Consider the following 12,385-nt stretch of genomic DNA (forward strand, 5'->3'; position numbering starts at 1 on the left):
AGGTCACGGTACCGGGGTGGCTTCTTCCCGCACGGTGAACGTCTCGCGGTTGCGGGGCACCCCGACCCCGCGCCAGCTGAACGGCACGCCCCGCGCGGTCTCCGGGTCGGGTCCGTCCATCAGCTGGAAGTGGACGTGCGGCTCGGTGGAGTTGCCGGAGTTCCCACAGCCGCCGATCCGCTGCCCGACGGCCACCCTGTCGCCCGCCCGGACGGCGAGCGAACCCCGCTGGACGTGCGCGTACAGGGCGTACGTCCCCTCGCCGAGGTCGAGCACGACGTGGTTGCCGATGACGCGGCGGGCCCCGCCGAGCGTCCTGCCGACGCCCTCGACCAGCCAGAAGTACAGCACTCCGAGGAGGGAGCTGCGGCTCAGGTGGTCGCGCTGGCCGTCCTCGGCGTGCACGACGGTCGCGTCGCCCACCGCGTACAGCGGCTCACCGAAGGCGGGGTAGGCACTGCCGTGCCGGGCGACGGGCCAGAACCAGACGGGGGTGGGGCGTGCGGGCCCGTCCTCCGGCTCGGCGGTGATGTCGATGGCGTACGTCTGGGCCAGGTAGTGCGTGCCGTGGCTCGGCACCTTGTCGGCGGGGCTGTTCAGCGCGGACCAGCGGCCGGCGACCGGGGGCGCGACCTCGACGGGGGCCGGGGGATCCGCCTCGATCCGCCGGCGCGCGGAGCGGGACAGCGTGGAGCTGATGGCGATCGCGGCGACCGCGGGCAGCCAGCTCAGCCAGTAGTTGTAGGGCAGGTCCGTGAAGATCCTGACGACGAACTGGCCGAAGAACACGATCCACAGCAGCCGATGGAGCACTGCGGCGGACTTGAGCAGGCCTATGGGCATGACTCCCCCTCGTACGTACGGACATACCTGTTGAAAGCCCGGTCAGATCAGGTCAGGTCACCGGGCGCGCGGCCGTGAGCACCACCAGGAGCGGCACGACCCGGCCTGCCGGGACCTCGTACCGGCCGCGTTCCGTGGTGTGCAGCCAGCCCGCGCCGGTCAGCTGGCGCAGGTGGTGGTAGATCTGGCCGGTCGTGCCGACGTCGTCGAGCGCGGCGAGCTCGGCGGCGGTGCGCAGGCCGCCGAGGATCTCCCTCAGCAGCCGCAGCCGCACGGGATGGCCGAGGGCGGCGAACGACTCGGCGGTCTCCGACCAGTCGCCCTCGAACACGGTCTCGGTGAGCAGGCCGTACTGCCAGTCGTACCGGTGTCCCGTCGGCACCCGCACCGAGCCGGTGAACAGGACGGCGCCGTCCGCGTCCTCCGTGACCGGGTGCCGCGCCTTCAGCGCGTCGAGGGCCCAGAAATCGCCCTCGCCCACGGGAGGTGCGGCCGGTCCCGCGCTCTCCAACTCCGCCATCCGCCGTTCGAGCTCGGCGACACGCTCTTCAAGATCCACCATTACGAGCTTACGTAGTTACGTAATTCCTGGCAACCCCTGACCTGGCAGGGCCGCCTGACCCGGCAGGGCCGCAGGAACGACGAAGCCCCCGTCCGGACCAGGTCCGGACGGGGGCTGTCAGTCGAGGCGGATCAGGCGAAGAGCCCCGGCAGGGTCCCCTCGTGGGCCGCGCGCAGCTCGCTCAGCGGCAGCGAGAACTCGCCCTGCACGTCGACGGAGTCACCGTCGACGACACCGATGCGCCGCACGGGCAGACCCCGCGCCCCGCACATGTCGGTGAACCGCAGCTCCTCGCTCCGCGGCACGGAGACGACCGCGCGCCCCGCCGACTCGGAGAAGAGGAAGGTGAACGCGTCCAGGCCGTCCGGCACGACGAGCCGGGCACCGCGGCCGCCCCGCAGGCAGGACTCGGTGACGGCCTGCACGAGACCGCCGTCCGACAGGTCGTGCGCGGCGTCGATCATGCCGTCGCGCGAGGCGGAGATGAGGATCTCGGCGAGCAGCTTCTCGCGCGCCAGGTCGACCTTGGGCGGCAGGCCGCCGAGGTGTCCGTGGACCACCTGCGACCAGGCCGAGCCGCCGAACTCCTCGTGCGTCTCGCCGAGCAGGTAGAGGAGCTGGCCCTCTTCCTTGAATGCCATCGGCGTACGCCGCGCCACGTCGTCGATCACACCGAGGACGGCGACGACCGGCGTCGGGTGGATCGCCGCCTCGCCGGTCTGGTTGTAGAGCGAGACGTTGCCGCCGGTGACCGGGGTGCCGAGCTCCAGGCAGCCGTCCGCCAGGCCGCGGACGGCCTCGGCGAACTGCCACATGACGTCCGGGTCCTCGGGCGAACCGAAGTTCAGGCAGTCGGAGATGGCGAGGGGCTTGGCGCCGGAGGCGGCCACATTGCGGTACGACTCGGCGAGCGCGAGCTGCGCGCCCGTGTACGGGTCGAGCTTCGCGTACCGGCCGTTGCCGTCGGTGGCGATGGCGACGCCGAGGCCCGTCTCCTCGTTGATCCGGATCATGCCGGAGTCCTCGGGCTGCGCGAGCACGGTGTTGCCCTGCACGAAGCGGTCGTACTGGTCGGTGACCCAGGACTTGGCGGCCTGGTTCGGGGCGGCGACGAGCTTGAGGACCTGCTCGCGCAGTTCGTCCGAGTTCGCCGGGCGGGCCAGCTTGTTCGCGTCGTCGGCCTGGAGGGCGTCCTGCCAGGACGGGCGGGCGTACGGGCGCTCGTAGACCGGGCCGTCGTGCGCGACCGTGCGCGGGTCGACGTCGACGATCTTCTCGCCGTGCCAGAAGATCTCCAGGCGGTCGCCGTCGGTCACCTCACCGACGACGGTGGCGATGACGTCCCACTTGTCGCAGATCTCCAGGAAGCGGTCGACCTTGTCGGGCTCGACCACGGCGCACATGCGTTCCTGCGACTCACTCATGAGGATCTCCTCGGGAGTGAGCGTGGAGTCGCGCAGCGGCACGTCGTCGAGCTCGACGCGCATGCCGCCGGAGCCGTTGGACGCCAACTCGCTGGTGGCGCAGGAGAGTCCGGCCGCGCCGAGGTCCTGGATGCCGACGACGAGCTTCTCGGCGAAGGCCTCCAGGGTGCACTCGATGAGGAGCTTCTCCTGGAAGGGGTCGCCGACCTGGACGGCGGGGCGCTTGCTCGGCTTCGTGTCGTCGAAGGTCTCGCTCGCCAGGATCGAGGCGCCGCCGATGCCGTCGCCGCCGGTGCGGGCGCCGTACAGGATGACCTTGTTGCCGGGCCCGGACGCCTTCGCGAGGTGGATGTCCTCGTGCCGCATGACGCCGATCGCACCGGCGTTGACCAGCGGGTTGCCCTGGTAGCAGGCGTCGAAGACGAGCTCGCCGCCGATGTTTGGCAGGCCGAGGCAGTTGCCGTAGCCGCCGATGCCCGCGACGACTCCGGGGAGCACGCGCTTGGTGTCGGGATGGTGCGCGTCGCCCATGCGCAGCGGGTCCACGACCGCGACCGGGCGGGCGCCCATCGCGATGATGTCGCGGACGATGCCGCCGACACCGGTGGCCGCGCCCTGGTAGGGCTCGACGTACGACGGGTGGTTGTGCGACTCGACCTTGAAGGTGACCGCGTAGCCCTGGCCGACGTCGACGACGCCGGCGTTCTCACCGATGCCGACGAGCATGGCGTCGTTCTCCGGGACCTTCTCGCCGAACTGCCGCAGGTGGACCTTGCTGCTCTTGTACGAGCAGTGCTCGGACCACATGACGGAGTACATGGCGAGCTCGGCGCCGGTCGGGCGGCGGCCGAGGATCTCGCGGACGCGCTCGTACTCGTCCTCCTTCAGGCCCAGCTCGGCCCAGGGCAGCTTGACGTCGGGCGTCTCGGCCGCGTGCTTGACGGTGTCCAGAGTCATGCGTTGACCAGCTTCTTCAGGATCGAGGTGAAGAATCCGAGGCCGTCGGTGCGGCCGGTCCCGACCAGCGGCTCCACGGCGTGCTCGGGGTGCGGCATGAGGCCGACGACGTTGCCCGCCTCGTTGGTGATGCCGGCGATGTCACGGAGCGAGCCGTTCGGATTGCCGTCCAGGTACCGGAAGGCGACGCGGCCCTCGGCCTCCAGCATGTCCAGGGTCCGCTCGTCGGCGGTGTACTGCCCGTCGATGTTCTTGAGCGGGATCCGGATCTCCTGCCCCGCCGTGTAGTCGGCGGTCCAGGCGGTCTCCGCGTTCTCCACGCGCAGCCGCTGCTCGCGGCAGATGAAGTGCAGGTGGTTGTTGCGCAGCATCGCGCCGGGCAGGAGGTGCGTCTCGGTGAGCACCTGGAAGCCGTTGCAGATGCCGAGGACCGGCATCCCTGCCTTCGCCTGCTCGATGACGGACTCCATCACAGGCGAGAAACGGGAGATGGCGCCGGCCCGCAGATAGTCGCCGTAGGAGAACCCGCCGGGCAGCACCACGGCGTCGACCTGCTTGAGGTCCTTGTCCTTGTGCCACAGCGGCACGGCTTCGGCGCCGGCCACGCGGACGGCACGCTGGGTGTCGCGGTCGTCGAGGGTTCCCGGGAAAGTGACGACTCCAATTCGAGCAGTCACTTCGCGGCCTCCTCGGCCTTCTGCGCCTGCTGAGCCTCTTCGACCTTTACGACGAAGTCCTCGATCACGGTGTTGGCGAGGAAGGTTTCCGCCAACTCGTGGATACGGGCGAGGGCCGTCTCGTCGACGGGCCCGTCCACCTCGAGTTCGAAGCGCTTTCCCTGACGTACGTCGGAGATGCCCTGGAAACCGAGGCGCGGCAGTGCACGCTGCACCGCCTGGCCCTGGGGGTCGAGGATCTCCGGCTTGAGCATGACGTCGACTACGACGCGTGCCACTGGCACTCCCGGTGTGTGGTGCTGGCGTGTGCTGCTTGCGATGTGCTGAGCAGGTTCCTTCAGACTACCGGCACAAAATTTCTACTCGCGTAGATTCGTAGCAACCTACGAGATGACGGTCACGTTCCGGGGTACAAGCAGGTTTCGAACCGAGAACCTTCACGATGAATCCATGAAAGATCTGGCCTCGCAATGCGCCAATACAATGCCGGGCACTGTACAAAGGAATTGGCAATAGCCGATACTTTGCCCAAAACATCCGTGCAGTCGGCATCACCGCATGTCAACGCGGTAGAGCCGCGCGAAGGGACCGATATTCGTGGCGCAACGTGTCGTGGTCACTCTCTTTGACGACATCGACGGCGGGGAAGCGGCGGAAACGGTCGCGTTCGGTCTTGACGGCAAGTCGTACGAGATCGACCTCAATCAAACCAATGCCAAGAAACTGCGCACGGCTCTGGCGCCGTACCTGGAGGCCGCGCGCAAGCAGTCGAAGTCCGGGGCGGTCTTCCGGCACACGGCGGTCTCCCCCGACCCGTCGGCGGTCCGCGCCTGGGCGCGCTCGCACCAGATGGACGTCCCGCCCCGCGGCCGCATCCCCAAGAAGGTCTACGAGGCCTTCGAAGCGGCCAACTGAGCACGGGCCGCACGCCGTCCGGAGCCCCTCGCCGGCACCGACTTGCGCTGCACCCCTCCCGGTCGGCTAAAGTCTGGAGCACGCCGAGGGGCGAGGCCGAAGGGCCGGACCTCACGGAGTCTTGCGGGTGTAGTTCAGTAGTAGAACATCCCCCTTCCAGGGGGAAGGCGCAGTGTGCAATTCCTGTCACCCGCTCTGCATCGCTCACCGACCGGTCCTCCGGTTGCGGTAAGCTGGTGCCCGCGCCGGTCGGTGAAAGCCGATCGGAGGCAATGCGAACGTAGCTCAGTTGGTAGAGCGCAACCTTGCCAAGGTTGAGGTCGCGAGTTCGAACCTCGTCGTTCGCTCCATGTGAGAGGCCCCGGTCCTGTGACCGGGGCCTTCTTCGTATCCCCTGCCTTCTGCTGCCTTCTGCCTCGTGGGCGCTTCTGACATTTGTCATGCGGGCCGGTGACAGCACGCACTGCCGACGTCCCCCGGGCCCCGGGACGCTTGAGTCATGACTGACCAAGTGATCGACGTGACCGATCTGCGGCGCGTGTACGGAGGGGGTTTCGAGGCAGTACGGGGGATCTCCTTCGCCGTGGGACGCGGCGAGCTCTTCGCGCTGCTCGGCACCAACGGCGCAGGCAAGACGTCCACCGTCGAACTCCTGGAGGGGCTCGCGGCACCGGCCGGCGGACGGGTGCGGGTGCTCGGGCACGACCCGTACACCGAGCGGAGCGCGGTGCGCCCGCGGACCGGCGTCATGCTCCAGGAGGGCGGCTTCCCCGCGGAGTTGACCGTCGGCGAGACCGCGCGGATGTGGGCGGGGTGCACCAGCGGGGCCCGGCCCGTCGGCGAGGCCCTGGAGATCGTCGGGCTCGCCGGGCGGTCCCGGGTCCGGGTGAAACAGCTCTCCGGCGGCGAGAAGCGGCGCCTCGACCTGGCCATGGCGCTCCTCGGGCGGCCCGAGGTGCTCTTCCTCGACGAACCCACCACCGGGCTCGACGCGGAAGGCCGGCGCGAGACCTGGCAGCTGGTCGGGGAACTGCGCGACAACGGCACGACCGTGCTGCTCACCACGCACTACCTCGAAGAGGCCGAGAGCCTCGCCGACCGGCTCGCGATCCTGCACGAGGGCCGGATCGCCGCCGAGGGAAGCGTCGCCGACGTGGTGGCCGAGCAGCCCTCCCACATCTCCTTCGAACTGCCCGTCGGGTACTTCGTGGGCGACCTGCCGCCGCTCGCCGAACTCGGCGTGACCGGACACGAGACGGACGGCCGCCGCGTCCGGCTGCGCACCGGAGAACTGCAACGGGCCGCCACCGGGCTCCTGTTGTGGGCCCGTGACGCACGGGTCGAGCTGACCGCCCTTGACGTGCGCGCGGCCACGCTGGAGGAGGCGTTCCTGCGGATCGCGCGGGGCGCGCGGAGCGGGACGGACGAGGCCGCCGGGCGGCGCCTCGGCGACAAGGAGATGGCGGTATGAGCACGGCGACCGTGACGACCCCGGCGGGCCGGATGCGGGCGCTGGCACGCGCCGAGCTGACGCTGTTCGGACGGAACAAGGCGATGCTGTTCGCGGCGCTGTTCGTGCCGATGGTGATCCCGCTCAGCATGCGGCAGGCGGCCGAAGGCATGGACCTGAAGGGCACCGGGCTCGACGTCGGCACCGTCGTCCTGCCCAGCGCCCTCGGCTTCTCCCTGCTCTTCGCCGTGTACTCCGCGCTGACCGCCGTCTACGCCGCCCGGCGCGAGGAGCTCGTGCTCAAGCGGCTGCGCACCGGTGAGCTCCGGGACCCCGAGATCATCGCGGGCGCCGCGCTGCCGTCGGTCCTCATCGGGATCGTGCAGTGCCTCGTGCTCTCCGTGGGCTGCGCGGTGCTCCTCGACGCCGGGGCGCCGAGCGCGCCGCACCTCGTCGTGCTCGGCCTCGCCGCGGGGCTCGTGATGTTCTCCGCGCTGGCCGCCGTCACCGGAAGCGTCAGCAGGACCACCGAGTCCGCGCAGGTCATGAGCATGCCCCTGATCTTCGTGTCGATGATCGGCTCCGGGCTCTTCATCCCGCTGGAGGTCATGCCCGACAAGGTCGCCTCGGTCTGCGAGCTGCTTCCGCTCTCACCGGTCATCGAGCTGATCCGCGGCGGCTGGGCCGGCAGCCTCTCGGCCCGGGACGCGCTGGGCGCCACCGCCACCGCGGTGGCCTGGACCGTACTCGCGGTGTTTGCTGTACGGCGATGGTTCCGCTGGGAACCCCGGCACTGAGGGAGGAGCCTCCGTGATCGACCGCATGCGGGCCTGGCAGCGCGACTGGCACGGGCGCAGCAAGATCGAGAGGGTCGAGCTCCAGAGCACCGCCATGTGGCACGCCATGCCGTGGATCTTCTTCCTCAGCTGGCTCTCGGTGCCGCTCGGCCTGAGCCTGCGCCCGGGACTCGCCGCCCAGCTCTTCGGCTGGTCGCTGATCGTCCTCGCGGCCGCGCAGTGCGTGCACGTCAACCGCTCACTGCGCCGGTCGATCGACCACTACCTCCGGCGGGCGCCCCTGCCGCGCCGTGACCTCACCGCGGCCGCCGTCCTCATGGGCGCCACCATGGGACTGGCCGTCGGCCTCCAGGCCGTGGACGGCGTGGACAACGGAATGCTGGGCCTCACGACCCTGTACATGATGATGCCGTTCGCCCAGGCGCTCGCCTTCTCCGTGCCCATCCGTGGCTTCCTGGCCTGCGTGGCGCTGGTCGACGCCGCGGCCGTGGCCGCCTTCGCGGCCGGCGGGGCCCGCGGCGGGCAGCTCGCCGCGGTCGGCGGCCTCATCGCCTTCGCCGGCCTCCTTGCGCTGGTCTCCACGCGCTGCGGCGCCTGGACGCTCTCCGTGATGTGGGAGGGCGACCGGGCCCGCGAGGTCGAGGCGCGGCTCGCGGTCGCCGAGGAGCGGCTGCGGTTCGGCCGGGACCTGCACGACGTGATGGGGCGCAACCTCGCCGTCATCGCGCTCAAGAGCGAGCTGGCGGTGCAGCTCGCCCGCCGGGGCCGGCCCGAGGCGGTGGACCAGATGGTCGAGGTGCAGCGGATCGCGCAGGAGTCGCAGCGGGAGGTGCGCGAAGTCGTACGGGGCTACCGCGAGGTCGACCTCGCGGTGGAACTCGCCGGGGCCCAGGGCGTGTTGGAGGCGGCGGGGATCGTGTGCCGGGTGACCGGGTCCGCGGCGACGCTGCCCGCATCGGTGCAGTCGGCCCTCGGATGGGTCGTGCGGGAGGCGGCGACGAACGTGCTGCGGCACGGTGACGCGGGGCGCTGCGACATCACGCTGGAGGTGGACGAGAGGCGGGCTGCGCTGGTGGTGGAGAACGACGGAGCGCCGGAGGTCGCGCCCGAACGGCAGGGGTCCGGCCTCGCGGGGCTGCGGGAGCGGCTGGCCGCGGTGGACGGGGTGCTGGACTTCGCGTCCGGCGAGGGCCTGTTCCGGCTCACCGTGGAGATACCCCTGCCGCCGCCCGCGGCACACGACCCGGCACCGGCGCCAGAGCGGGACCGGGACGGGGACCGGGAGCGGGAGCGGGACCGCGGCCAGGGGGTGGCCGCGTGAGCCTGCGCGTACTGCTCGCCGATGACGAGCACCTCATCCGAGGGGCGCTCGCCGCGCTGCTCGCCCTCGAGGACGATCTCGTCGTGGTCGCCGAGGCCGCGTCCGGTCCCGAGGCACTCGCCATGGCACGGGCCCACCGGCCCGATGTCGCCGTGCTCGATCTGCAGATGCCGGGCGCCGACGGTGTGAGTGTGGCCACATCCCTGCGGGAAGAACTCCCGCAGTGCCGCACCATGATCGTGACGAGCCACGGCAGACCGGGACATCTCAAGCGGGCCCTCGCGGTGGGGGTGCGCGGCTTCGTGCCGAAGACCGTGAGCGCCCAGCGGCTCGCCGAGATCATCCGCACCGTGCACGCAGGAAACCGCTACGTGGACCCGGAGTTGGCTGCCGACGCGATCTCCGCCGGGGACTCGCCGCTGACCGCCCGCGAGGCCGAGGTGCTCGAACTCGCCGCCGACGGGGCGCCCGTCGCGGAGATCGCCGAGCGCGCCGCGCTCTCCCAGGGGACCGTCCGCAACTACCTCTCGTCGGCGGCCACCAAGATCGGGGCGGAAAACCGTCATGCCGCGGTGCGTCTCGCACGCGAGCGAGGTTGGGTATAGTTGGTCTCGCGCTTCGGCGCAACGCGGACGTAGCTCAGTTGGTAGAGCGCAACCTTGCCAAGGTTGAGGTCGCCAGTTCGAACCTGGTCGTCCGCTCCAGATGAAAGGCCCCGGTCGTCTCGACCGGGGCCTTCTTCGTGCGCCGGCTACCAGGACGTGCCGGTCAGCCGCTCGTACGCCTCGATGTACTTGGCGCGTGTGGCGTCCACCACATCCTGCGGCAGCGCCGGCGGCGGCTGCTCGCTGTGGCGGTCCCAGCCCGAGGCCGGGGAGGTCAGCCAGTTCCGCACGAACTGCTTGTCGTACGACGGCTGGGCGCGGCCCGGCTCCCACTGGTCCGCGGGCCAGAAGCGCGAGGAGTCCGGCGTCAGGACCTCGTCGCCGAGGATCAGCGCCTCCCCGTCGAAGCCGAACTCGAACTTCGTGTCGGCGAGGATCAGGCCGCGGTCGCGCGCGACGTCCCGCGCCCGGCTGTAGACCGCGAGGGTCGACTGGCGCAGCCGCGCCGCGGTGTCCGCGCCGACCTGGCGGGCCACGTCCTCGTACGACACGTTCTCGTCGTGCTCGCCGACCGCGGCCTTCGCCGCCGGCGTGAAGATCGGCGCGGGCAGCTCCGAGCCGTCGACCAGGCCCTCGGGGAGGGCGAGGCCGCAGACGGTACGGGTCGCGTTGTACTCCAGGAGGCCCGAGCCCGTCAGATAGCCGCGGGCGACGCACTCGACCGGGACCATCTGCAGGGACTTGCAGACGAGGGTGCGGCCCTCCCAGTCGGCGGGCGCGCCCTGCGGCACGTCCGTCGAGATGACGTGGTTCGGGACGAGGTCCGCGAGCTGGTCGAACCACCACAGGGAGAGCTGGGTGAGGACGCGGCCCTTGTCGGGGATCTCCGAGGGCAGCACCCAGTCATAGGCGGAGAGGCGGTCGCTGGCGACCATGACGAGCTCGCCCGCCTCGTTCTGGTACAGCTCGCGCACCTTGCCGGTGTGGAGGTGGACCAGGCCCGGCACCTCAAGGGGCTCGGGCTTTTCTACGAATCCGGACACGGTTCCCTCCCGTGGTTCTGGCCAAGTGAGGTCGATTCTCCCGTATGGGAGGCGTGGTTTTGGCCATGGGTCGAGCGGGGCTGTGCGGTGGCGCGTACCGGTGCGGTGCCCGCCGCGCGCGGCGGCGGGGTCAGTCGCGCCTGGCGGCGGGGCCGGTCACGCCTGCGGCGGGGTCAGTCGCGCTTGCAGATGCGGTCCAGGAGATTGGCGGTGGCGCGCTGGATGCGCGTGTCCACATGGCCCGGGCGGTCCAGCGCAGGGGACCAGGCGAAGGTGCCGGACGCGAAGACCAGGGCGCCGGACGGGGCGCGGTAGAGCGACGACTCCTGGTGGCGGGTGACGCCCTCGGTGTCCTCGTACGGCGAGTGGGCGAGCAGGATGCGGCCCTGGTGCTGGGGGAGCGCGGTGCGCGGGAAGTAGCGGTCGGCCTCGCCGGCGACCAGGCCTTCGATCTCGTCGTTCTCGTGCGCCCCGGTGGCCTCCCACAGCCAGTGGTCGGCGTTGCGGACGACGAGGGGGCGCGGCTCGGGGACGCGGCCCGCGTACTGGATGCCGAGCAGTTGCTGCTCCGCCTTGTCCTGCTCGCGCCACAGGGCGGGGCGGCCGGGGCCGCGGCGCTTGCGGCAGGTGAGGAGGCGGTCCTCGACGCCGGACGCGGACGGGCCGAGCTCCACCTGCCAGTACATGGTGTTGGCGGAGAGGAAGACCAGGGAGGTGCCGTGCTCGCGGGCCAGCTCGGTGGTGCGGCGCATGCTCGGCGACCAGTACTCGTCGTGGCCGGGGAAGACCAGGCCTCGGTACCGGGTGGGGTCGATGCGGCCGGCGTGCAGGTCGCGGGCGTCGGCGTACGCCAGGTCGTAGCCGTACCGCTCGGCCCAGCGGATGAAGTCGTAGGCGTGGCCGACGTGCAGGGGCAGGCCCGCGCCCGCGTACGGCCGGTCGAAGGAGACCGTGACGGCGGCCTCGCTCTCGCCGAGGAGGCTGCCCTCCTCGTCCCACGCGTGGTAGAGGCTGGCGCCCGTGCGGCCGTCCTCGGGGTAGAGGTTGTACGCCTGCCAGGTGATGTCCGGCAGGAGCAGCAGGAGGTCGGCGGGGTGGCTGTCGCGGACCGTGAAGGGGACGTGCGAGCGGTACCCGTCGGCGGTGGTGAGGACCGCGACGTACGCCCCGATGCTCCAGTAGCTCGGGATCTGCAGGCGCCAGGAGAGCCACCAGTGGTGGCAGGAGACCGTGCGGTCCGCGGTCAGCGGGGCGGGCTGGACGATGCCGGAGAGGCGCGGGCTGGTGGTGATCTTCGAGGCTCCGTCGCCTCCGTAGTGCCCGATGCGGTAGATGTCGACGCTGAACTGCTGGGGCGGGTCCACGGTGACGTGGAAGTCGATCGCCTCGCCCGGGGCGGCGGCGCCGGTGGAGGTGAAGCCCTTGATCTGGCGGTGCACGTCGTCGGCGGTGAGCGGGCCGCCGGTGCGCGGCTCAGGGATGTTCGCCGCGCCGGGGGCCGGGGCATGGTCGACGTACCACGGCACGACCCGGCCCGTGTCGTCGAAGTAGTGCTCGGATCCGCGCAGCCAGGGCAGTGGGCCCTGGCCGAAAGGATCCGACACGGCGTGCGCCAGCGCGCCCGATTCCCAGCGGCGGATCGGCTCCGACTTCATGTGTGCCCCTCCCTCGCTCCCCCGAGCCTGCGGCGCCTCATGGTGCGTACGGTCCGGCGCGCCGCTCCCAGCACATCACATTACGCACGCGCCTCGTCACCGTTCGTCGCGAATTGGTGTGAACGGAGCGTGATGC

At 70.9% G+C, this 12,385-nt stretch carries 12 protein-coding genes and 3 tRNA genes; 8 read left to right on the top strand and 7 right to left on the bottom strand.

Annotated elements, in window-relative coordinates; genetic code table 11:
* Positions 1 to 3 precede the first annotated feature (3 nt).
* The 5 genes from ACZ7LU_RS22540 to purS all read right to left on the bottom strand — a co-directional run bounded on the left by ACZ7LU_RS22540 (position 4) and on the right by purS (position 4,741).
* A complete protein-coding gene (locus ACZ7LU_RS22540) occupies positions 4 to 843 on the bottom strand; it encodes a M23 family metallopeptidase (RefSeq protein WP_471917817.1) in 840 nt (279 codons plus the stop codon).
* Between the two features lie 52 nt (positions 844 to 895).
* Positions 896 to 1,402, bottom strand: coding sequence for an ArsR/SmtB family transcription factor (locus ACZ7LU_RS22545; RefSeq protein ID WP_398301544.1), 507 nt, complete (start codon positions 1,400 to 1,402; stop codon positions 896 to 898).
* A 134-nt stretch (positions 1,403 to 1,536) separates the two neighbouring features.
* Entirely contained in the window at positions 1,537 to 3,786 is a 2,250-nt protein-coding gene (gene purL, locus ACZ7LU_RS22550) for a phosphoribosylformylglycinamidine synthase subunit PurL (protein WP_398301545.1), read from the bottom strand.
* Positions 3,783 to 4,463 carry a phosphoribosylformylglycinamidine synthase subunit PurQ gene (purQ, locus tag ACZ7LU_RS22555; RefSeq protein ID WP_398301547.1) on the bottom strand — a complete coding sequence of 227 codons (681 nt, stop codon included), beginning with the start codon at positions 4,461 to 4,463 and terminating at the stop codon, positions 3,783 to 3,785. Before purQ ends, purL begins: the two co-directional genes overlap by 4 nt.
* Positions 4,460 to 4,741 (bottom strand): phosphoribosylformylglycinamidine synthase subunit PurS, encoded by a 282-nt coding sequence (gene purS / locus ACZ7LU_RS22560; RefSeq protein ID WP_398301549.1) that lies wholly within the window; start codon positions 4,739 to 4,741, stop codon positions 4,460 to 4,462. Before purS ends, purQ begins: the two co-directional genes overlap by 4 nt.
* 319 nt (positions 4,742 to 5,060) lie before the next feature.
* Between purS and ACZ7LU_RS22565 the strand changes: the two genes are divergently transcribed.
* From ACZ7LU_RS22565 to ACZ7LU_RS22600, 8 genes are all read left to right on the top strand, one after another.
* Entirely contained in the window at positions 5,061 to 5,378 is a 318-nt protein-coding gene (locus tag ACZ7LU_RS22565; RefSeq protein ID WP_398301551.1) for an Lsr2 family protein, read from the top strand.
* 123 nt (positions 5,379 to 5,501) lie between these two features.
* A tRNA-Gly gene (locus ACZ7LU_RS22570) sits at positions 5,502 to 5,573 on the top strand.
* Between the two features lie 79 nt (positions 5,574 to 5,652).
* Positions 5,653 to 5,728: transfer RNA gene (locus tag ACZ7LU_RS22575), tRNA-Gly, on the top strand.
* 149 nt (positions 5,729 to 5,877) lie between these two features.
* A complete protein-coding gene (locus tag ACZ7LU_RS22580) occupies positions 5,878 to 6,849 on the top strand; it encodes an ABC transporter ATP-binding protein (RefSeq protein WP_468561828.1) in 972 nt (323 codons plus the stop codon).
* Positions 6,846 to 7,625: an ABC transporter permease gene (locus ACZ7LU_RS22585; protein ID WP_471917818.1), complete on the top strand. Its 780-nt coding sequence runs from the start codon at positions 6,846 to 6,848 to the stop codon at positions 7,623 to 7,625. Before ACZ7LU_RS22580 ends, ACZ7LU_RS22585 begins: the two co-directional genes overlap by 4 nt.
* Positions 7,626 to 7,638: 13 nt before the next feature.
* Positions 7,639 to 8,946 (top strand): sensor histidine kinase, encoded by a 1,308-nt coding sequence (locus ACZ7LU_RS22590; protein ID WP_471917819.1) that lies wholly within the window; start codon positions 7,639 to 7,641, stop codon positions 8,944 to 8,946.
* The gene (locus ACZ7LU_RS22595) at positions 8,943 to 9,551 is read left to right on the top strand and encodes a response regulator (RefSeq protein WP_471917820.1); all 609 of its coding nucleotides are present in this window, start codon (positions 8,943 to 8,945) and stop codon (positions 9,549 to 9,551) included. Before ACZ7LU_RS22590 ends, ACZ7LU_RS22595 begins: the two co-directional genes overlap by 4 nt.
* 23 nt (positions 9,552 to 9,574) lie before the next feature.
* A tRNA-Gly gene (locus ACZ7LU_RS22600) sits at positions 9,575 to 9,650 on the top strand.
* A 47-nt stretch (positions 9,651 to 9,697) separates the two neighbouring features.
* On the opposite strand, the gene ACZ7LU_RS22605 is transcribed toward ACZ7LU_RS22600, so the two are convergent.
* Positions 9,698 to 10,594 (bottom strand): phosphoribosylaminoimidazolesuccinocarboxamide synthase, encoded by an 897-nt coding sequence (locus ACZ7LU_RS22605; protein ID WP_398301560.1) that lies wholly within the window; start codon positions 10,592 to 10,594, stop codon positions 9,698 to 9,700.
* A 173-nt stretch (positions 10,595 to 10,767) separates the two neighbouring features.
* Complete coding sequence (locus ACZ7LU_RS22610) at positions 10,768 to 12,249, bottom strand: N,N-dimethylformamidase beta subunit family domain-containing protein (protein WP_398301562.1); 1,482 nt, start codon at positions 12,247 to 12,249, stop codon at positions 10,768 to 10,770.
* Positions 12,250 to 12,385 lie beyond the last annotated feature (136 nt).

The sequence above is a fragment of the Streptomyces sp. NPDC039462 genome, from assembly GCF_055639375.1.